The 22,136-nt window shown below is 39.3% G+C and carries 13 protein-coding genes and 1 tRNA gene; 3 read left to right on the forward strand and 11 right to left on the reverse strand.

Annotated elements, in window-relative coordinates; translation table 11 throughout:
* Positions 1–656: 656 nt before the first annotated feature.
* The 11 genes from DRW42_RS26425 to DRW42_RS26480 all read right to left on the reverse strand — a co-directional run bounded on the left by DRW42_RS26425 (position 657) and on the right by DRW42_RS26480 (position 16,803).
* A tRNA-Leu gene (locus DRW42_RS26425) sits at positions 657–738 on the reverse strand.
* A gap of 171 nt (positions 739–909) precedes the next feature.
* Positions 910–1,212, reverse strand: coding sequence for a hypothetical protein (locus DRW42_RS26430; protein WP_113951864.1), 303 nt, complete (start codon positions 1,210–1,212; stop codon positions 910–912).
* A gap of 61 nt (positions 1,213–1,273) precedes the next feature.
* A complete protein-coding gene (locus tag DRW42_RS26435; protein WP_113951865.1) occupies positions 1,274–2,071 on the reverse strand; it encodes a helical backbone metal receptor in 798 nt (265 codons plus the stop codon).
* Between the two features lie 440 nt (positions 2,072–2,511).
* Positions 2,512–3,675: a pepsin/retropepsin-like aspartic protease family protein gene (locus DRW42_RS26445; RefSeq protein WP_113951867.1), complete on the reverse strand. Its 1,164-nt coding sequence runs from the start codon at positions 3,673–3,675 to the stop codon at positions 2,512–2,514.
* A gap of 183 nt (positions 3,676–3,858) precedes the next feature.
* Entirely contained in the window at positions 3,859–4,539 is a 681-nt protein-coding gene (locus tag DRW42_RS26450; protein ID WP_113951868.1) for an ABC transporter ATP-binding protein, read from the reverse strand.
* Positions 4,540–4,614: 75 nt separating this feature from the next.
* Entirely contained in the window at positions 4,615–6,990 is a 2,376-nt protein-coding gene (locus tag DRW42_RS26455; RefSeq protein WP_113951869.1) for an ABC transporter permease, read from the reverse strand.
* Positions 6,991–7,089: 99 nt separating this feature from the next.
* Positions 7,090–9,471, reverse strand: coding sequence for an ABC transporter permease (locus DRW42_RS26460; protein ID WP_113951870.1), 2,382 nt, complete (start codon positions 9,469–9,471; stop codon positions 7,090–7,092).
* Positions 9,472–9,563: 92 nt separating this feature from the next.
* A complete protein-coding gene (locus tag DRW42_RS26465) occupies positions 9,564–11,924 on the reverse strand; it encodes an ABC transporter permease (RefSeq protein ID WP_113951871.1) in 2,361 nt (786 codons plus the stop codon).
* 77 nt (positions 11,925–12,001) lie between these two features.
* On the reverse strand, positions 12,002–14,374 hold the full coding sequence (locus DRW42_RS26470; protein WP_113951872.1) for an ABC transporter permease: 2,373 nt from the start codon (positions 14,372–14,374) through the stop codon (positions 12,002–12,004).
* Between the two features lie 245 nt (positions 14,375–14,619).
* Positions 14,620–15,318: an ABC transporter ATP-binding protein gene (locus DRW42_RS26475; RefSeq protein ID WP_113951873.1), complete on the reverse strand. Its 699-nt coding sequence runs from the start codon at positions 15,316–15,318 to the stop codon at positions 14,620–14,622.
* A 240-nt stretch (positions 15,319–15,558) separates the two neighbouring features.
* Positions 15,559–16,803, reverse strand: coding sequence for an efflux RND transporter periplasmic adaptor subunit (locus tag DRW42_RS26480; RefSeq protein WP_113951874.1), 1,245 nt, complete (start codon positions 16,801–16,803; stop codon positions 15,559–15,561).
* Positions 16,804–16,982: 179 nt separating this feature from the next.
* Here DRW42_RS26480 and DRW42_RS26485 point away from each other — a divergent pair, with 179 nt between their 5' ends.
* The 3 genes from DRW42_RS26485 (at position 16,983) to DRW42_RS26495 (ending at position 22,050) form a co-directional block, all read left to right on the forward strand.
* Entirely contained in the window at positions 16,983–18,353 is a 1,371-nt protein-coding gene (locus DRW42_RS26485) for a sigma-54-dependent transcriptional regulator (protein ID WP_113951875.1), read from the forward strand.
* A gap of 109 nt (positions 18,354–18,462) precedes the next feature.
* Positions 18,463–19,776, forward strand: coding sequence for a sensor histidine kinase (locus DRW42_RS26490; RefSeq protein ID WP_244215373.1), 1,314 nt, complete (start codon positions 18,463–18,465; stop codon positions 19,774–19,776).
* Positions 19,777–19,860: 84 nt separating this feature from the next.
* Positions 19,861–22,050 (forward strand): bifunctional alpha,alpha-trehalose-phosphate synthase (UDP-forming)/trehalose-phosphatase, encoded by a 2,190-nt coding sequence (locus tag DRW42_RS26495; protein ID WP_113951877.1) that lies wholly within the window; start codon positions 19,861–19,863, stop codon positions 22,048–22,050.
* Positions 22,051–22,136: the final 86 nt, after the last annotated feature.

Genomic DNA, 22,136 nt, shown 5'->3' on the forward strand with positions numbered 1-22,136 from the left:
GAAAGCAGGTTCAGTAGCGCTTAGGATGATACAGTCCCGCTGTATGCTTTATCCCGATGTTAAATCGGGAAGGACCGCTTCCATAGGGTTTAGATGGCAGGGCCGGTAAATGCTATTCTTATATGAAACACGAAACGTTCCTACGGAACGAAAACGCCAATTTGTCAATTGGCTACCCATGAGCCGTCCTCTACGGGACGGATAGGAAATCTTATTCTAAGAAAAACTAATAAGAGAGCGATGCGATGGTTTATGGAGACACAAACCATGGGGACAGACTTTATTTTTTTCGGAAAGCATGTTCAGTAGCGCTTAGGATGATACAGTCCCGCTTTACGCTTTATCCCGATGTAAAATCGGGATGTACCACTTCCATCGGGTTTAGGTGGCAGGGCCGGCAAATGCTATTCTTATATAAAACACGAAACGTTCCTACGGAACGAAAACGCCAATTTGTCAATTGGCTACCCATGAGCCGTCACCTACGGGACGGAGAGGAAATCTTATTCGAAGAAAAACTAATAAGAGAGCGATGGTTTGTGGAGACACAAACCATGGGGACACCAACCATGGGGACACCAACCCTGGGCACAAAGCGTGGAATTGAGCCATAAAAAAACCGTTCTGATATTAAATCAGAACGGTTTTATTTGTTGTGCGGAAGAAGGGACTCGAACCCCCACGCCGTGAAGCGCCAGATCCTAAGTCTGGTGCGGCTACCAATTACGCCACTTCCGCAGTTAGGATGTTTTAAGGACTGCAAAGATAGAAACTAAATTGAATAATCAAATTTTAATAATGACTTATAAAAATTTAATTAGTGATGGATAAGTAAAACTTAGCGATAGTCTATGAGACAGAGACCATGGATGAGAATGAACTCAACTTGCCTTACATCATCCATCTTACCTAAAACTCAACCAGTGTTACATCAACCAGTTCCGGACCACCATCTATCGGATAGCCTTTAACTTTACGTCCTTTAATCTTAACTTTTCTATCTAAATAGGTATCAAGGTTTATGGAAGCACTTTTTAGAGCATAGGTTTTATTGTCGGTTTTTAATAAATGCGTACCATATTGAAAGGTGCTCATTCCAAGTTTTTGAATAGTTCCGCTTGCGGTAACAGAGCCGGTATGGTTTGCATCTTTTAAAGGGCTACAGCCAGAAATTACAGCAACAAATAAGGATAATACTAATATTCTTTTCATGATAGTTTAAACGGGTTGATTTAATTTTATGCTACAATTTACAACAATTAAAACGGTATGTTTAATAAAGTTGTTTTTGGAATTCGAAAAAATACTGAACAGCTTTAACCAATCTGCTGCCGTACCAACTAAACATCTCCCCATCAACCAGTATTACTTTAGCATCGGGAATGGCCGATTGAATTTCTTCAATGTGTTTTTCTCTAAAAGGATAAGGCTCTGATGACAGTAAGATCAGTTCGCAGTTGCTGGTTTTCAGTTGTTCTAACATCACAACAGGATAACGTTCTTCTTCAATTACATTCGTCATGCCGTTTGTAAGCAGGATATTATCTATAAACGTATTTTTCCCGGCGGTCATATAAGGTTTACGCCAGATCAGATAAGCTACTTTTTTATTAATGTGGTTTTGAAGCGCAAGCGTTTTCAGGTCGTTAAAGCCGGCCGAAATCAGGTGGTTCAGGTAACCGGCTTCGGGCTCGCGGTTTACCAGTGCTCCTATTTCAGCAATGGTTTTCATCGCATCATCAAGTGTAAAAATATCGCTCATCCAAACGGGGAAATATCCGGCAAGTTCTTCAATATCACTTTGTGTATTTTCCTCTTTATTACCGATAATCAGATCGGGATTTAAATCTTTAATCAGGTCGATATTGAGTTTTTTTGTCCCGCCTACTTTGGTGCGTGCTGCAAATTTTTCTATCGGATGGATGCAAAACTTGGTCAATCCGATAATTTCCTGATCGAGCCCCAAATCGAACAAAAGTTCTGTTTGAGAAGGTACAACAGAAATAATGCGTTGGGGCGGGAAATTGATGGTAATTTCTCTTCCCATCTGATCAGTAAACGTTTTTTGCATGAAGCAAAGGTAAGGTTTAGCGATGAAGGTTTAAATTACCAGATAATTGATTTTTTTTCCTACAGCACAATCTTGCCTCGGCTCTCCGCCGCCGAAGGGCTCCTTCTTTTTGGCATCAAAAAGAAACAAAAAATGCCGGCTGAAAATTTTTCTTTTGAAGCCAGTAAGTTGGCTTGGTCGGTGGAGCCCGAAAAATTTGTTAGGCCGGAATTAAATGGAACGGAGAAACTGTACTTTGGTCTAGCTAAGCGGAAATGCATTTGTAAATACCCCTCAAAAGTTACCATCATCTCGAGCGAAGTGTAACGTAGCCGAGATATCTGTCTCGAGATAGATCTCTCCGCTCCACTGCGTTTCGGTCGAGATGACGACTCTATTATAAATGAGATCTACGCGCCGCTCTTTTTCTGCTCTACATAATCATCNATTATAAATGAGATCTACGCGCCGCTCTTTTTCTGCTCTACATAATCATCATTATAAAAATGGTTCGGCTTGAGGTAAATTACATTGTTCTGGAAATCGAGAAAAGTATTGAAGCGCTTTAAAACTTCATTGCCCAAGATATGGATGTTCGCTCCCCTTAGTGGCTTGTTACCAGTTATGAGTTGCACTGGTACATCTTTCAGGTCGTATTTACCAATTTTAAGGGTCTGCAGTTTTGATGTAACCACCGGTATTTCATTTCCTGCGGCACCGTGCATGATTACTTTTTTAATCACTTCCATTTTATCTGTGGGAAAATTTCCTGTTTTAAGCAGGTCGTTATCAAGCATAGCGGTTCGGTGGTAACCTGTATCGAAAAGGAACCAATCTGTATTCTTTGTATTGCCCTGTTCGATGGTGCTTTCTACCAGAAAAAGCGAGGAAAGGTATTTAATGTTTAATTTGGTAAAGCTTTTATCCCGGCCTACATATTTTGGCAAAACAGAGTGAACAACCATTACATTTTTATCATAGTTGAGTTCAACAATCTTCCCATCGAAAAGGTCCCAGCCAAACCTTCCATCGGTACCCACCCCGGTTAGTTCGGCGGGGTAAACCTTGGTTTTATAGTCGCTATTGCCGATGTTTAAGTTATAGTAGGTATTGTATAATTTAGGATCAGACTTTACTTTATTCTTAAGTACATTATTGGTAATTACCAGTTCTGTTGTTCCACTATCGAAGTTTAAATTCAACGTGTCGGTTTTACTGAGTACTGATTTAACGTAAATAGTACTTTCACTATTGATAATTAGCGGGATGCTATCGTGGATTTCGGGTTTCGTTTTACTATAGTTTTTTATTTCCGGACTGGCAATCCTGGTGAGGCATGAATCTTTACCATTTAAAAGTACGATAAAATCCTTTTTTTCGCCGGGTTTGATTGTAAGGATAATGGAATCTATGTCGGTTTTAAATTTAACCGTCTTGGCTTTTACCAGTTTCGAAGTGGTGAAAACATCAGGATTTGTTTTCGGATCAATCGTCCAGCTTTTTACCAGTCCATTTTCTTCCAAAATCTTTGCTGTTTTGGAGTTTGCTTTTATGATTGGTAACTGTTCTTGGGCAAAACAGGTGATAGAAAGGAACGTAAGCGTGAGAATCAGGAGCTGTTTCATTAAAATGATTTTAGAAAACGAATTTAATGATTAGCCTAAGTAATCTGGGAAAAAATATATATTATTTCGGAACTATATCAACCTATGCCAAAGACATTGCTACTCAATGTTTTTAACCACAAATGCATACAGATAAACACGGATGATATATCTGTATGCATCCTTTGCATTAACAAAGCTTATTTAGGCCACATTAATATCCTCTTTCACCACGCCGTCGGCAATGTGTAAAATACGGTTTCCATATTGTGCATTTTTTTCGGAATGGGTAACCTGGATAATGGTAATGCCATCTTCCTGGTTTAATTTTTTAAAGAGTTCCATAATTTCTTCTGCCTGTGCCGATTGCAGGTTACCGGTTGGCTCATCCGCCAGGATAATGGAAGGTTGGGCAGCCAAAGCCCTTGCAATACCAACCAGCTGTTGTTGCCCGCCTGAAAGTTGATTTGGAAATAAATCTTTTTTGGCCACAATGTTAAAACGATCTAACAAATCGGCAATTCTGCTCGCCCTTTCGGAGCTACCAATTTTTTTGTACAACAAAGGGGCCTCGATGTTTTCATAAACCGTCATTTCATCGATCAGATGATAAGCCTGAAATACAAAACCGATGTGATTGCGGTAAAGTTCGATGCGTTTACGTTCATTTAGTGAGGTTACATTTTCTCCCAAAAACTCATAAGTACCGTAAGTTGGTTCTTCGAGCATGCCAATAATGTTAAGCAGGGTTGATTTTCCAGCACCCGATGGCCCCATAATGGAAACAAATTCTCCCTGTTTAATGGTTGTGGTAACCAGGCGGAGCACATAATTTTTAACACCCTTATTGGCGTAGTACTTTTCGATGTTATTAAGTTGTATCATATTTTTAGTGTTGGGCGTAAAGCGTTTGGCGTTTTGCGAAGACTTATCGCTTAACGCCAGGCGCCATCCGCAAGTCTACTCGTATTTCAAAGCGTCAACAGGGTTTGCTTTTACAGCGCCATTTGCCTGGATGCTTACGGTTACAATGGTTAACAAAATGGTTAAGCCGGCACTCATCATAAATGGTAAAATTGGCAAATCGATGCGGTAGGCAAAAGTATCGAGCCATTTTTTGGTTAAAATATAAGCCAAAGGCCACGAAATGATGTTCGCAATGAGCACCATGATAAAAAATGAACTGTTGATTAATTTAAAAATCTGCAGGTTGCTTGCCCCTAAAATCTTCCTTACGGCAATTTCCTTGATTTTGCCAGTAGTGATGTATTTCGCAAAGGCAAACAAACCAAGTATGGCAATAAAAATAGTGAGCAATGCGGCCGCAAAAAATACCGACTGTAATTGTTCCTGTTTTTTAAATAACCGGCCATACATTTCATCCAAAAACTGGTAGCGGAAATTATCGCCATCCAGCTTATTGATCTCGGGCCACTGCGATTTAAGGGTGCTTAATACTTCCGACATCCGGCTTTCTTCTATCTTCAGCATAATTTCAGTTTTCGGGTTTCCACAGGGATCGTTGATGGAGTAAATGGTAGGTTCTACGGGCTTTTCGAAACCAAGTGTTTTGAAATCTTTTATTACGCCCACAATTTTATATTCTTTATTCTGGCAGCCCCTGATGGTTTTACCGATCGGATCGGTTAGTCCGTACCTGGCCACAGCAGCTTCATTTAGTATAGCAGAATTGGCAGTATCAGTTTTAAATTGCCTCGAAAAAGTTCTTCCTTCTTTCAGCTTGATGTTTAACGTTTCAAAATAATCAAAGCCAACATCGGTAAAAGTCAAACTTTGCTCTTTACCATCAACTGTGTACCTGTTTTTGCCGCCATCAGAGCCATCAGGTACTGTATTGGCTACCGTTACCGATTTTACCCCGGGAATTTTGGCAATTCTATCCCTTACCGGGTCAAATTTGCTGGGCGAACCGAAAATGGTAAGATTTTTAATGTACACCACCTGCTCGGGTTTGAAACCGACATCCTCGGTACGCATATATTTTAACTGCGAATTGATAATCAACAAACCAGTAATAAAAATAACCGCAATGCTGAACTGAAAAACCAACAGGCCATTACGCAGCCAATAACTTTGTTTACTGGTTTGGAAATTGCCCTTTAAAACCAGGGCCGGTTTAAAGCCTGATAAAACCATTGCCGGGTACACGCCTGCAATAAGGGTAATAAAAATCAAAATTAATGGCAGTTGCCAAAACAGGGCACTATTGGCCGTCCAGATGGATAGATTTACCGTAAACAGGTTATTAAATTTTGGCAAGATGATTTCTGCAATAATTAACCCTAAAATGGTGGCTACAAAACACTGGATCAGTATTTCGGTTAAAAACTGAATCGAAAGCTGGAATCGGTAGGCACCCATTACTTTTTTAACGCCGACTTCTTTAGCTCTTTTGGCTGCCTGTGCAATACTAAGGTTGGTAAAATTAATACAGGCAATTACCAGAATTAAAATACCCAGCACAGATAAGGCCATGAGTATTTTATAATTGGCATCGGTGCCGGCTTTTGGCCTCAGGTGCTGATTTTTTAATGGATCAAGGAATGTTCTGGTTGCTTTAAAATCCTTATTATTAGGATCTTCACCGGCTTTTAGCATTTCCCTTTTATAAATTGTATTCACTTTTGCTTCGAGCGCATTAATATCCGTTCCTGGTTTTACCTGGATATAGGTGTTGTAATTGTTATATCCATAATTCTCGCCCACCCCCATTTCCTTTACCACCGAAATGGCATCAAAAGCAATATTGGAGTGCGGATCTGCGTAAATACTTCCACTTATCCTGCCGGTTATACCCGAAGATTTGCTCCCTATCCCGATCATTTCGGGTTTACCGCTTTTATTGTCTGGAAAAAGTGTTTTATAGTTTTCGTTGCTTAGGTAAAACAAGTTCTGACCCGAATCTTCGGGTCTTAGCAAGCCACCGCTGGGTTTAATGTTAAACATTTTTGCTGCATCGTAATCGAGATACAGGCATTTGCTTAAAAAAACGACCCCATTTTTACTGGTTACGGGAAACTCGAAATAGCTCATTTTCATAATCCCAACAGAAACCACTTCGGGCAGTTCGGCTTTAATGGTTTTGCCCAATGGCGGAGAAGTAGTATTAGTTTTAAAATCAGGCAAAGTTCTTCCAATCACATAAATTTCGTTGTAATTGGGGTTTGACTTATCAAAACCTGTTTCGAAAGTAAAATACATGGTAACCAAAATGAAAGCAGCCAATGCAATGGCCAAACCACCAATATTGATTGAGGTGATACCCCAATTCCGCCAAAGGTTACGGAGTGCGATTTTTAAGTTGAGTTTGAACATGTTTTAGAGGTTGAGGGTTGAAAGGTTTAGGGTTATAGCGTTAGGCGCTTGGCGTTTAGCGATAGGTCTACGCTGATCGCCAAACGCCTAACACATTTCTTACTCGTATTTAAGTGCATCTACAGCGTTTGCCTTTGCTACTTTAAATGTTTGCAGGCTAACGGTTAACAGGGCAATCACTACAGAGGTTAACAGCGCCAGTAAAAAAGGCCATTGGTTCACCGTAATTTTATAATCGTATTTCTCGAGCCATTTAGCAAGCAGGATGTAAGCCACCGGAATAGCAATGATATTGGAAATAATCACCAGTTTCATAAAATCTTTGTTCAGGAGGATTAATATATCCGACAGATTGGCACCCAGTACTTTCCGGATACTGATTTCCTTGCTGCGCTGCTCGGCAGTGTAAAGTGCTAAGCCCAACAGGCCCAAGCAGGAAATAAAAATGGCAAAGCCACCAAAAATATTAGAAAGTGCACTGAGTAAACGCTCGCTACGGAGTTTTTCGGCCATGCCCTGACTAACCATTTTTACTTCAATCGGATAGGCAGGATTTAAATTCTGACTTATTGCTTTTATTTTATCGATAGAGCTAGAAAGCGACTGCTTAGGATTAAGTTTAAGCAGCAGCACTCTACTGGTTTTAACATTATAGTAATAAACGGTTGGCTGTATTTTTGAAGCCAGCGATTCGTTAGAATAATCCTGCACCACACCTACAATTTTAAGCGGTGGATTATCGCCCCAATGGATAATGGTACCGACAGGATTTTTTAACTCCATGATTTTAACAGCGCTTTGGTTCAATAAAAGTGAAGTTGAGGTATCGGCTGAAAATTTGGGATCAAAATCCCTTCCTTCAATAATTTTAACACCAGTTGTTTTAGCAAAATTGAAACCTGTACTTCTATAATTGATTATAGAAACATCATTTTTAGGTTTACCCGGCCATTCGATATCGCTCGTAATAGAGCCACCATTGGTAAAAGAATTGGCATATTCGGTTGCCGCAACGGTAGCACCAGCCCTTTCGAGTTCGTTTTTAAAAGTCTGGAGTTTTTCTGGTTTTGTCCATTCGCCTTCCAGATCTATCTGTGCCAACGCGGTTTCATCAAAACCAAGGGGTTTATTTTTAAGGTGCTGGATCTGGCTATAAATCACAATTGCCGAGATGATCATACAGATAGAAAGGCTAAACTGCACCACAACCAGAGTTTTACGGATGGATAACGAACCTGTAGATCCTTTAAAGCCTTTAAGTACTTTTACCGGGATAAACGACGAAAGGTAAAATGCAGGGTAACTGCCCGCAAGGAAACCGGTAATCAACACCATCGAAAGCAGAACGGCCCAAAATCCAACAGCATTATAATTGATTTTGATTGAAATATCCAGCAAATTGTTAAAATAAGGCAGCGAAACTTCGAGCAGGGTAAATGCAATTAGCATGGCTAAAAACGACAATAGTAACGATTCTATCATAAATTGCCCCATAATGGTGTTCCGTGTAGAACCCAAAGCCTTCCTCACTCCTACTTCCCGGGCACGTTTTTCTGATTTGGCGGTTGAGAGGTTCATGTAATTGATGCAGGCAATAAACAGCACACATATTGCCAGAAAAACAAATAACCTTAACTGATCTATTTTCCCGCCCACAACTTTTCCGTTATCAAAATCATCATACAAGTGCAGCTTGCTTAATGGAAAAAGAAAAGGCTCATAAGTCATTTCTTTTAAATTGGGATCTTTTTTTACAATAAAGTGTTTTAAAGCCGCGTTTGTAGCTTCAAATGAGGCATTATCTTTAAGCTGAAATAAGGTTAAACAGGTAATGGAACCCCATCCGTTTTCTTTTTCAGAAGGATTTTCCTGTTCAAAAAATGCCCACGGCTGCAACAGGTCGTATTGCAAGCTCTGGTTTTTTGGCAGGTCTTCGATAACAGCGCTCACTTTTAAACTAACCCTGTTATCATATTTGATGCTTTGTCCGATCGGATTTTGCTCGCCAAATAGTTTTTTAGCGGTTGATTGACTGATCAATACATTATTCGGTTCGGATAAAGCAGTATTCGGATCTCCATAGATAAACTTATGATCAAGGATTTTCAAAAAATCAGGATCAACGTTCATCCCCGATAATTTAAAATTATGCTGGTTACGGCCGTATAGTTTCTGTCCGTTATTCATCGACATACGGGCACCACTTTTAATACCCGGCAACTCTGAAACACCTGCTTTTGCCAGTTTATTCGGAACCGCCATGGTTGTAGCCAGTTTGCCGTTAAATTTTAAATTCAAAGCAGTAATATATACCTTATCGGCATTTTTATACTGTTTATCAAAACTCCATTCGTAGTTTACATACAACAACAACATTAAACAACAGGCCATGCCTATTGCCAGGCCACCAACATTGATTAATGTAAAACCCTTGTTTTTCCAAAGGTTACGCAGTGCGATTTTTAAATTGAGTTTAAACATCTCCTTGAGGTTGAGGGTTGGAAGGTTATAGCGCTTGGCGTTTGGTGGTAAGCGATAACTCTACGCTGATCGCCAAACGCTAACCACATAGCTTATTCATATTTAAGTGCATCTACCGGGTTTGCCTTTGCCACCTTAACCGATTGCACACTTACGGTAAGTATTGCAATAATAACCGACAGGCTTATGGCCACAATAAACGGAAGCACGGAAATGGAAATCCGGTATTCGTAGCCCGAAAGCCATTTATTAATGATAATATAGGCCAGTGGAAAGGCGATCAGGTTGGCGATGGCAACCAGTTTTATAAAATCTTTGTTTAATAAAGTAAGGATGTTGGCTGTGCTGGCACCCAAAACCTTACGGATGCTGATTTCTTTTTTGCGCTGCTCAGCCATAAACAAGGCTAATCCTAATAAACCAAGGCATGAAATAAAGATGGCAAAACCGCCAAACCAGTTAGAAAGTGTACCCAGCAGTTTTTCATCCCTGAATTTACGTTCAAAATTATCATCCACAAACCTGATCTCGGTTGGGTATGATGGATTTAACTTCTTAATTTCCTCATTGATCTTATTGATGGACGAAGTGATATTGCTCTTATCGTTGAGGCGCATAATAATGGTAGAAGCGCGGTTGGTATTTTGAGCAATAAGCAATGGAGCAGCTTTTTGATAAGGCGATTCCATTACATAATCTTTCAATACGCCGATAATCCTCAGAGGCTGATCCCAGGTAATCATTTTACCTACCGGATCTTTCATGCCCATTACCTTAACCAGGGCCTCGTTCACAATTACACTGGCGGTATCTACAAAATCTTTAGAAAAATCCCTCCCCTGCAAAATTTCCATGCCGGTAGTTTTAGTCAGATCGAGGTTAGTAAACCTAAAGTTTACCAGGATTTTATCTTTTTCATTTTTGCCCGGCCAGTTCACGCCATAAGTATTGTTCCCTCCGCTGGTTAGCGACAGGCTATATTCGGTAGCAGCGGTGATGGCACCAGATTTTAGCAATTCGTCTTTCAATATCTCTCGTTTTTCCTTTTTAGAAAACTCGCCTTCAGTAGAAATCTGCACCAGATTTGCCCTATTGTAACCGATCGGTTTATTTTTGATATAATTTAACTGCTGATAAATTACCGCGGTACAAACAATCAAACAGGCGGCAAACACAAACTGAAATATTACCAGGAATTTGCGGATAGACAGTGTAGAGCCTCCCGAAATTTTAAAGCCTTTTAAAACTTTAACCGGATCGAAAGAAGAAAGGTAAAATGCAGGATAACTTCCGGCTATAAAGGCTGTAAGCAAAGTTAAACCCAAAAATACCGTCCAGAATTTATAATCGCTGTAATTAACCTCGAGGGTGATGCCCAAAAGGTTATTAAAATAAGGCAAACTCACTTCGATGAGTACAAAAGCCAGCAACATGCTTAAAGCAGTAAGCAGGATAGATTCGAACATAAACTGCCCCAACAGGTTACTTCTTGAAGAACCAATGGCTTTACGAACTCCAACCTCACGTGCCCTTTTTTCTGATTTGGCAGTAGAAAGGTTCATGAAATTAACACAGGCAATTAAAAGTATACAAAAAGCCAGCAGAAAAAATATCCTCAACTGGTCTATCTTTCCACCTACATTTTTACCGTTTTCAAATTTATCGTACAAATGCCACTTTGAAAGCGGGTGCATAAAAGGCTCACCATTTGCTTCTTTATCGTGCGATTTGATTGTTCCTTTCAGCACATTATTGGCACGGTCGAAAAAGGAGTTATCCTGAAGCTGTAAAAACATCATACAGTAGTTATTGCCCCAGCCGCTATCTTTCGTCCAGGGGTTTAATTTATCGTACAATTTCCACGACATGATATAATCCAGCTGGATCGTTGAATTTTTCGGCGAATCTTCGATTACACCTTCCACCCTTAAATTTTCTTTTTCATCGAGTTTTACCGTTTTATTTAAAGGATCTTCATTACCAAACAGGTTTTTGGCAAGCGTTTCTGTGAGAACAACACCATCAACACTATTCAGCATGGTATTTTTATTACCATTTAAAACCTTATAATCGAACATTTTAATAAAATCAGGATCACTGAAAACGGCATTCTTTTTAAAATTGTTATGGTTATAGGAAATAAGCATCTGCTCTGCGTAGGATAAGCGACTTACTTTAGCTACTCCCGGCACTTTATCCCTGATTTCGTCTTTTAGCCTGCCGGGAAAAGCCATAAAACTAAAAGTTTCTGAAGCTGTTTTCTGGTTATTGTAAAGCACATAGGTTTTATCGTAATCCGTAAACTGTTTATCGTAACCATATTCGTAGGCTACATAAAGTAAAAGGATCATACAACTGGCCAAACCAATGGCCAATCCGCCAAGGTTAATCAAAGTGAAGCCCTTGTTGCGCCACAGGTTGCGTAATGCTATTTTTAGGTTTAATCTGTACATGTTTGTGAGGTTTAGCGTAAAGCGGTTGGCGGTTGGCGATAAGTTTTGCGCTGATCGCCAAACGCTAGGCGCATTGCTTATTCGTATTTAAGTGCATCAATAGGGTTTGCTTTGGCTACTTTTACCGATTGTAAACTCACCGTTAAAACCGCAATAATTACTGATATGCCTACAGCCGCAACAAATGGCAATGCCGAAATGGAAACCCGATATTCAAAACCAGATAGCCATTTGTTGATGATAACATAAGCCAGGGGAAAGGCAATAATATTTGCAATGGCCACCAGTTTTATAAAATCTTTATTTAATAATGTGAGGATGTTGGCTGTACTGGCACCCAAAACCTTGCGGATACTGATTTCTTTTTTACGCTGCTCGGCCATAAACAGGGCTAAGCCCAACAAGCCCAAACAGGAAATAAAGATGGCAAAACCGCCAAACCAGTTAGAAAGTGTGCCTAAAAGTTTCTCGTTTTTAAATTTTATTTCAAAAGATTCGTTCACAAATTTGCGGTTAACCGGATAATTAGGTTCAATCTGTTTTACTAAATCATCAATTTTAGCCAGTGATGAACTGATGTTCTGATTTGGATTTAAACGTGCAATGATCACCCTTGCATCGTCCTTTCCATTTACCCTAAAAATCATTGGGGCCACTCTTTGGTAAACACTTTCTACCACAAAATCTTTTACAATACCCACTATAGTTAGTTTTTTATCTCCCCAGAAAGTAATTACTTTGCCGATAGGATTTTTCAGCTGCATCATGCTCACTGCCGCCTCATTTAACAGTACGCTCGCTGTATCATTAGGAAATTTCGCAGAAAACTCTCTACCACTGATCATTTTAGTGCCAATGGTTTCAGTAAAATCATATCCTATATTTCTATGGTTAAATGAAATTTTCTCATTCGGATTTTTACCTTCCCACTCTATACCCGTAGTATTATCTCCTCCTTCGGTAAAATCGGTACTAAAAGTAGTAACATTAGTGGTTGCTCCGGCTTCTATGAGTTGCGTTTTAAGCAATTCTATTTTGGCTGCATCGTTCATTCTGCCAACTACTGCGATCTGGATTAAATTGGATTGATCGTAACCAATAGGCTTGTTTTTAACATAATTAAGCTGCTGATAAATTACTGCGGTACAAATAATTAAACCAGCAGCAAAAACGAATTGGCCAACCACTAATACTTTCCGTACCGAAGCGGATGAATCTGTTTTAAGGGTAAAACCTTTTAATACTTTAATCGGTTCGAAAGAAGACAGATAAAGTGCCGGATAACTACCAGCTATAAATCCAGTGATTACCATTAGCCCCACAAATGTTAACCAAAACGGGCCATTATGATAATCGATTGTTAATTTAATATCCAAAAGATTATTAAAATATGGTAAGCTCACCTCAATTAAGATAAAAGCTAAAACGGTGGCGATAAACGTGATAAGCAGGGATTCTAAAAAAAACTGACTAATTAACGATTTACGTGTTGATCCGATTGCTTTACGTACGCCTACTTCTTTTGCCCTGCGCTCTGAGCGCGCGGTAGATAAATTCATAAAATTTACACAGGCAATCAGCAGGATACAAAACGCCAGCAGCAAAAATATTTTAAGCTGATCTATTTTTCCACCTACCGATTTACCGTTTTGAAAATCATCGTATAAGTGCCATTTGGTTAAAGGATGCAGTAAAGCTACTGATGTATTATCTTTTTGATTGCGTTTGTAAATATCATGCATCAAACCATTCGCAGTAGTGAAAAAGTTATTATCCTTTAACTGAACAAGGGTTAAACACATGTTATTGCCCCAATTGCCTTCTTTTACCCAGGATTGATGCTTTTCGAACAATGCCCAGGGCATAATACATTCGAAAATTAAGCTGCTGTTTGCGGGTACATCTTCTATTACCGCTTCAACTTTTAGTACATCCCCGTTTTCGAATTTTACTGTTTTATCAATAGGATTTTCATTTCCAAATAATTTTTTCGCAAAAGAGCTGGTCAGAATAATAGTATTTACATCTTTTAAAACTGTGGCTGCATTACCTTCAATAAATTTATAATCCAATATTTTAATAAAATTCTGATCGGCAAATACGGCATTGCTATTGATCTTATTATCGCCAGCGGTAATGAGTTGTTTTCTTGGGTAAGTGGTGTGAGAAGCATATTTAACGCCAGGGATTTTTTCCTGCACTTCTTTAGCCATCACATTTGGTGTCCACGCCCAGCTAAAAGTTTTGCCGCTTGCCTCCATATTCTGATAAACTACATAAGATTTGTCATGATTGGAGAACTGTTTATCGTAACTCCACTCGTAAGCAACATATAGCAACAAAACCATGCAACTGGCCAGGCCAATCGCCAAACCACCAATGTTGATTAGTGAGAAGCCTTTGTTTTTCCAAAGGTTACGTAAGGCTATTTTTAGGTTTAATTTGAACATTTTCGTAGTGTCTGGTAATTAGTATTAAGTAGCAAGTATTAAGTAGCAAGTATCAAGAAGGTTAGCTCCCTTACTTTGGTCTTTCAGCTTTTGCGCCTGTCCCAAATCTCCCCATCCGGGGAAGATTGCTGGGCGGCTATCATTAACTAAACTAAAATCTTTTTATGAGGAGGAAGGTTGGAAGGTAGAGGCTGAAAGGTTGATATAACTCGACCTTCTACCTTAAAACCTTCAACCTTTTACCTTTATATCAGCTCCTCGTTACGGCTTTTGTTTATCTTTTCGGAAATCACATGACCATCTTTCAGGTTAATGATCCGGTTGGAAAAACTGGCATCATGACTGGAGTGCGTAACCATTACAATGGTAGTACCGGTTTCATTCAATTCGCAAAGCAGCTCCATTACTTCGTTTCCATGCGAACTATCGAGGTTTCCGGTAGGCTCATCCGCTAAAACCAGTTTAGGTTTGGTTACCAAAGCCCTGGCTACGGCTACACGTTGTTGCTGTCCACCCGATAATTGCTGAGGAAAATGTCCGCTCCGGTTTACAATGTTCATCCTTTCGATGATTTCATTTACCAGTTTTTTGCGTTCGCCAGCTGCAATTTTATTGTAGATCAATGGCAGTTCGATGTTTTCGAAAACAGTTAACTCATCAATCAGGTTAAAATTCTGGAAAACAAAACCCATATTCCGCTTACGGAAATTGGAACGTTCCCTGTCGTTCAGCGTTAAAAGCTCCGTATCGATAAACTTATAACTTCCGCTTTCAGGCTTATCCAATAAACCCATTACATTTAACAGGGTAGATTTTCCGCAGCCTGATGGCCCCATGATGGAAACAAATTCGCCTGCAGCAACATGAAGGTTTATTCCGTTGAGGGCCGTTGTTTCTACTTCTTCAGTTTTGTAAACTTTTTCCAGATTTTCTATTTTAATCATCGTATCAAGTGTTTTTCTAGTTTTATATCTAGTATTTAGTATCAGGTACTTAGTATCAAGCATATAGTATCAAGTATTTAGACCTGAATATATTATTCGTTAACTTTATATTCCATTTTTAAAAAATCTCAAATCTCAATCAATTATTGGCTAATTTTAGTTTCCTGATTATTGATTATTGATCATTAATTTATTGGTTATTGGTCATTACATATCGCCAAGCGCCATCCGCTAACCGCTTTACTTATTTATCACCACCTGATCGTACTGGTTAAACTGGTCGTATGATGACGTAATTACTTCGTCGCCTTTTTGCAAGCCATCCAGTATTTCGTAGTAGAGGTAATTTTTTCTGCCGATTTTTACGTTTTTCTTTGTTGCTTTGCCATTGTTTACCACAAATACCCATGAGCCGCCTGTGCTTTGAAAAAACTGCCCCTGTGCCAAAAGCAACGATTTGCTGTTATCTGATAGTGTTAACTTAGTTTGTAACGATAAACCTCTGCGTAAGCCTTCCGGAGCCGGACCTTTAAATACCATTTCTACCTGAAACTGACCTGCAGTAACTTCGGGGATTACTTTGCTTACCGTTAAGTTATAAGTTTTTCCATTAAACTCGCAACTGGCCGTCTGCCCTTCCTTAACCCTGTTGATGTAATATTCATCCACACCAGCCTGAAGTTTATAACCCTGCAAAACGTCAATTTTACCGATCATTTCGTTAGAATTGTATGATTTACCGATTACCGGATCGTAAGAAGACAATTTACCCGAAACCGGTGCTTTAATCGTCATGTTTTCGATATTTTTGCGGATCATTTCCAAACTTTCGTTCATCTGGCCCATCGATTGGTCTATCTGTGCCAACTGCATTTTTCTGCTCTGGTTTTCCTGTTTAACAGCCTGACGCACAATTTTAAGTTTACCCTGGTAGTATTCAAAATCCTGACTCGATTTATTAAATTCCTGTAGTGTAATCACTTTTTTCGCAAACAACGAACTGTCTAGTCTATATTGACGGGTTGCTGTTCTCAAACTGTTTTCTACATCCAAAACATCCTGATTAAGTACCCTTTGATTTTGCTCTAAATCCAGTCTCGATTTACGTAACTGGTTAATCTGCTCAGTAGCTGCAGTTTGACTGGAAGTATAACTCAACATCGCATTTGAGTTGGAGATTCTTAACAAGGGTGTTCCTTTTACAACCGAAGCACCGTTTTCGGTAAAAATTTCGGCAACCGTACCGCCTTCTGATGAACTTACAATAACCGAAGTTAGTGGAACAACACTCGCGTTTAATAAAACTACATCTTCAAAATCGCCATATTCTACTTTACTGATCGTTAATTTATCGGCATCTGCACTATAAACTTTTTTAAGGGATAAAGTATAGCCATAAATTACAACTGCCACAAAAGCAATTGCGCCACCTATGATTAACAAGGTTTTAGTGCCAAATCTTTTTTTCTCTATTTTCTTATCCATGTGTTCGGTTGTACTGTTCGATTTCCCTTATGCCAAGCTTGTGCCAAAAGCCAAAATCATAATTAAAGACCTAATAATCAGGCAATTAAAAGTTTTTATTATTTTAATATGTTCATTATCGGACAGTTCGTGTGCGGGAGCGGACAGTTTTAGTACTTTAGCACATCAAATTTAAATTTATGTTGGACGCCACAGTTTTAATTATTGATGATGACGACGATATCCTGCTGAGTGCCCGTTTGTTTCTAAAACAGCAGGTAAAGCAGGTAATTACCTGTAAATCGCCTAAAGAAATCAATGTTTTGTTGAGTAAAAACGAAGTAGATATCATTCTGCTTGATATGAATTACCAAAAAGGCGCAAGTGATGGTCGCGAGGGTTTGTATTGGCTCGAACACATTTTATCTATCGATAAAGATTATGTAGTGATTTTAATGACCGCCTTTGGAAATGTTGAACTTGCAGTTAAAGCAATCAAAAATGGCGCCACCGATTTTATTTTAAAACCCTGGGAAAACGAAAAACTTTTCGCCACGATTTCTGCAGCATCCAAACTCCGCGAATCGACCAGAAAAGTAAAAAAACTCGAAAAAATACATTCTTCTTTACAAAAAGACCTTACCCGCGGCTTTGAGAATATTGTTGGTCAGGCTGATGGTATCAAACAGCTGCAGGCTACCTTGCTTAAAGTTGCGCCAACTGATGCCAATGTGCTGATTTTAGGCGAAAACGGCACGGGTAAGCAGGTTTTTGCTTACGAAATCCATGGAAATTCGCAAAGAAAGAACCAGGTTTTTATGCACGTTGATTTAGGCTCTTTAAACGAAAATTTATTCGAAAGTGAGCTATTTGGCTATGCCAAAGGTGCTTTTACCGACGCAAAAGAAGATAAACCCGGCCGTTTCGAACTTGCTGATGGCGGAACCATATTTTTAGATGAAATTGGCAATTTAACCCTGCCCTTACAGGCAAAATTGCTGAGCGTATTACAAAACCGTACCGTAACCCGTTTAGGCGAAAGTAAAGAACGTAAGGTAAATGTGCGCTTAATTACCGCTACTAACATGCCATTAAACGAAATGGTGGCTAAAAATACCTTTAGGCAGGATTTACTTTTCCGTATTAACACCGTTGAGTTGTTATTACCACCTTTACGTAAACGGGGGACAGATATTTTACTCCTGGCCAATCATTTTATGCAGAGTTTCAGTTCAAAATATCATAAAGAAATCCGTAAATTAAGCCATAAAGCAGAAGATGTACTTTTAAATTATAAATGGCCGGGCAATGTGCGCGAATTACAACATGTTTTAGAACGGGCGGTAATTATGAGCGATGGAAGCGAAATTTCGGAAGAAGATTTACAATTAAGTCCGCAGCGTTTTGCACAAAACAATTCCATCCCCGATGAAATGGCCCTTGAGGATATGGAGAAAATGATGGTGCAGAAAGCAATCGACAAACACAAAGGAAATATATCAAAAGCCGCAGCCGAACTGGGTTTAACCCGGGCCGCACTTTACAGAAGAATCGAGAAATTTGGAATATAAGCTTAAAGTCTAAAGACCAAAGGTTAAAGCTTTAGTCTTTCAGCTTTTAGCTTTCAGCTTAAAAAACATGTTCTACCAGCGCTTTACCTTTCGTTTAATATTCCGCCTAGTGATAATCAATCTGCTGGGCTACCTCCTGTTTTACCTGATCAAAAATACCCAGCTCTGGTTTACCATTATCGGTGTTTCATTAATCTTATTGGGAACCATTATTTCGCTTTACTATTATATCAATCAGATCCGCTCGGATATTAACCGTTTCATTTTGGCCGTAAAAACGCGCGATCACACCTTAAATTTCAAAAACAAGGTAACAAGGGGCAGTTTCCCTGAACTTTACGAATCGTTTAGCGATATTTTACAGGTACATAAACAGATCAGGTTGGAGCAGGAAGCCATGTTCCAGCTGATTAAAACCATTTTAGAACAGGTACCGGTAGGCGTAATCGTGGTCAACAATACATCGGAAGAACAAAACGAAGAAATTGCTTTTTTCAATCAGGCGGCCTCAAATCTATTGGGTGTACCGGCCTATAAATACTGGCACCGGTTAAAACAGCATCTTCCTGTATTTGCGGCTGAAATAGATCAGATTTTAACCGGTGGAAAAAGATTTCTGGAGTTAAAAATCCAGGATAAACTGATCCAGCTTTCTACCGAAGTGATTCCTTTAAACCTTTATGGAAAAAATTATACCATCATCAGTTTCCAGAATATTAAAGATGAAATTGAGCAGAAAGAAACTGAGGCCTGGAACAGGTTAATTGGTGTGATTTCGCACGAAATCCTCAATTCCATTACGCCCATCAGCTCATTATCGGATACGATCAATAAAATGGTAACCGATAAAAAGAACCTCACAGAAGATGAAATGGACGACCTGAAAATGGCTTTACAAACTATTCAGAGGCGTTCATCGGGTTTACTGGATTTTGTGAAAGATTACCGCTTAATTGCCGAACTGCCCACACCAAATCTCGAATCGCATACCATCGGCGAAATATTGAAACACATTAAAGTTTTGATGCAGCCATTTGCAAAGGTTAAAAATGTGGTGCTGGATGTAGAGCAAACTTCCTCAAAAATTACCGTACAGCTCGATTTGAAACTGATAGAGCAGGTATTGATTAACCTGATTACCAACAGCATTTATGCCGTTGAAAGTAAAGAAATGCCTTATATCAATGTAAATTACCGTCTGGAAAACACGAAACTTTATATCGACGTTACCGATAACGGAAAAGGAATTGATGCAGGAGATCTGGAGAAGATTTTTGTTCCTTTTTACACCACCAGAAAAAATGGATCGGGCATTGGATTAACGATCAGCCGTAACATTATGAAGATGCACAGGGGAAGTATCGAAGTAATTTCTACTCCCGGAAGTGGTACAACTTTTTCGCTGGTTTTTAACTACGTTTAATCATTTGAATGTTTTTTTGGGCTAAAAATCCAAACAAAACCATTTTGATATGCTTTTAATGATGTAGATACATCAAATACAAGCATGAAGACAGTTATAATATCGAACAGACTACCCGTTAAAATCATCGAAGAAAACGACGAATACACGTTTATTCCCAGCGAAGGCGGACTTGCCACCGGTTTGGGCGACGTGTATAAATCAGGCAATTCCATCTGGATAGGATGGCCCGGAATCGAGGTTCCGGAAGAACGTCAAGAAGAAGTTACACAAAAACTCGCCGAATTAAATCTATACCCGGTTTTCCTTACCCAAAACGAAATCAATTTATATTACGAAGGCTTTTCAAACGAAGTTTTATGGCCCGTATTCCATTATGTAGTTACCTACGCTCATTTTGAGCAAACTTATTGGGACTGCTACAAATCAGTAAACGAAAAATTTGCAAAAAGTGCGATGCAGGTACTCCAGAGGAAAGATAAAATCTGGATTCAGGATTACCAACTGCTCCTTTTACCAGGCATTTTAAGAGAAAAATTACCGAACGCTACCATTGGATTTTTTCAGCATATCCCCTTCCCTTCTTACGAAATATTCAGGTTAATCCCCTGGCGGGAAGAAATTTTAAACGGATTAATCGGTGCCGATTTAATCGGTTTTCATACTTATGATGATGTACGCCATTTTATCAGTACGGCAACGCGCCTGCTTCCGGTAAATTCATCGTCAAACGTACTCAACAGCAATGAAAGGCAGATTGTAGTAGAAGCTTTCCCGATGGGAATAGATTATGATAAATTTTCTGATTTAACCCAAACGGAAGAAGTTAAAAAAGAAATCGATTATTTCAGGACCGGAAAAGAAGATATGAAAGTGATCCTTTCTATCGACCGATTAGATTATAGTAAAGGCATTTTAGAACGCTTAAAAGCTTTAGAACTACTGTTGCAGCTTCATCCCGAATATATCGGCAAGATTGAGCTTTTTATGATTGTGGTTCCCTCACGCGATACGGTACCGCAATATAGCGAGCTGAGGGATCAGATTGACCAGTTTGTGGGTAATTTAAATGCACGGTACCGCTCTATCAACTGGATTCCGGTTAATTATTTTTACCGCTCTTTTCCGATAGAGGTACTATCTGCGCTTTACGCCACAGCCGATATCTGCCTGGTTACGCCTATGCGCGATGGTATGAACCTGGTAAGCAAAGAATATATTGCCAGCAGGAACAACAATGACGGCGTACTTATTTTAAGCGAAATGGCCGGTGCTTCCAAAGAATTAACAGATGCGGTAATTGTTAACCCTAACAACCTTGGCGACATCATGGAAGCTATTGTTACCGCATTAAAAATGCCTTTGGAAGAACAGCAACAACGCATGACAGCCATGCGTGCCATTGTAGAAAAATTCAATGTAAAACATTGGGTAAACAATTTTATTTTAAGATTAAACGAAGTGAAAGATTCTCAAAAATCATTATTAACCAAACATGCAGTAAATGCCATTAACGAAGTAATCGCTGCCAAATATGCAAAAACAACCGATAGGGCACTGTTTCTCGATTACGATGGCACACTGGTAGATTTTACCGGAAATATTGATGATGCCTCACCTGATGCAGAACTTTACGATCTGATAGAAAACCTGACCATAGACCATGCCAACACCGTGGTAATCATCAGTGGAAGAAGACATGAAACTTTAGAACAGTGGTTTGGGCATTTAAAAGTTGATTTAATTGCCGAACATGGTGCCTGGCAAAAATCGCATGGCGATAAATGGAACTGCCTGCCCCTACTTACCGACCAATGGAAACAGGAAATCAGAACCCTGTTAGAAACCTATACCGACCGTACACCGGGATCATTTATTGAAGAAAAAAGTTACTCACTGGTATGGCATTACCGCAAAGCAGAAGAAGGTTTGGGCGATTTAAGGGCCAACGAAATCATCAGCCACATGAAAATCCTTGCTGCAGATAAAGGCCTGCAACTCATGCCGGGTAACAAAGTAATCGAGTTTAAAAACATGGAAGTAAATAAAGGTAAGGCGGCTTTAAACTGGCTTTATGAAAAGGATCCTGATTTTATTCTTGCCCTCGGCGACGATCATACCGATGAAGATATTTTCAGGGCCTTACCAGATGAAGCTTTTACCATTAAAGTAGGCAATAACATTTCTGAAGCAAAATATTACTTAAACGATTTTAAGGAAGTAAGAAAACTGCTCTGGAGTTTGGTTAAGGAAGAGTTTGTGGAAAGAGGGTAGTTTTTTTGTAGTTGCTATTCATAATGCGAGTCGTCATGCTGAATTTATTTCAGCATCTTTTTGAAGTACAGACCCTGAAATAAATT

The sequence above is a fragment of the Pedobacter miscanthi genome (genome assembly GCF_003315595.1).
GTDB classification, from domain to species: Bacteria; Bacteroidota; Bacteroidia; order Sphingobacteriales; family Sphingobacteriaceae; genus Pedobacter; species Pedobacter miscanthi.

Coding starts and splice junctions, on each gene's coding strand:
- DRW42_RS26445 (WP_113951867.1), bottom strand. CDS start 3,675: ATGAAACAGCTCCTGATTCTCACGCTTACGTTCCTTTCTATCACCTGT.
- DRW42_RS26465 (WP_113951871.1), bottom strand. CDS start 11,924: ATGTACAGATTAAACCTAAAAATAGCATTACGCAACCTGTGGCGCAAC.
- DRW42_RS26430 (WP_113951864.1), bottom strand. CDS start 1,212: ATGAAAAGAATATTAGTATTATCCTTATTTGTTGCTGTAATTTCTGGC.
- DRW42_RS26475 (WP_113951873.1), bottom strand. CDS start 15,318: ATGATTAAAATAGAAAATCTGGAAAAAGTTTACAAAACTGAAGAAGTA.
- DRW42_RS26470 (WP_113951872.1), bottom strand. CDS start 14,374: ATGTTCAAATTAAACCTAAAAATAGCCTTACGTAACCTTTGGAAAAAC.
- DRW42_RS26460 (WP_113951870.1), bottom strand. CDS start 9,471: ATGTTTAAACTCAATTTAAAAATCGCACTGCGTAACCTTTGGAAAAAC.
- DRW42_RS26495 (WP_113951877.1), top strand. CDS start 19,861: ATGAAGACAGTTATAATATCGAACAGACTACCCGTTAAAATCATCGAA.
- DRW42_RS26435 (WP_113951865.1), bottom strand. CDS start 2,071: ATGCAAAAAACGTTTACTGATCAGATGGGAAGAGAAATTACCATCAAT.
- DRW42_RS26485 (WP_113951875.1), top strand. CDS start 16,983: ATGTTGGACGCCACAGTTTTAATTATTGATGATGACGACGATATCCTG.
- DRW42_RS26455 (WP_113951869.1), bottom strand. CDS start 6,990: ATGTTCAAACTCAACTTAAAAATCGCACTCCGTAACCTTTGGCGGAAT.
- DRW42_RS26480 (WP_113951874.1), bottom strand. CDS start 16,803: ATGGATAAGAAAATAGAGAAAAAAAGATTTGGCACTAAAACCTTGTTA.
- DRW42_RS26450 (WP_113951868.1), bottom strand. CDS start 4,539: ATGATACAACTTAATAACATCGAAAAGTACTACGCCAATAAGGGTGTT.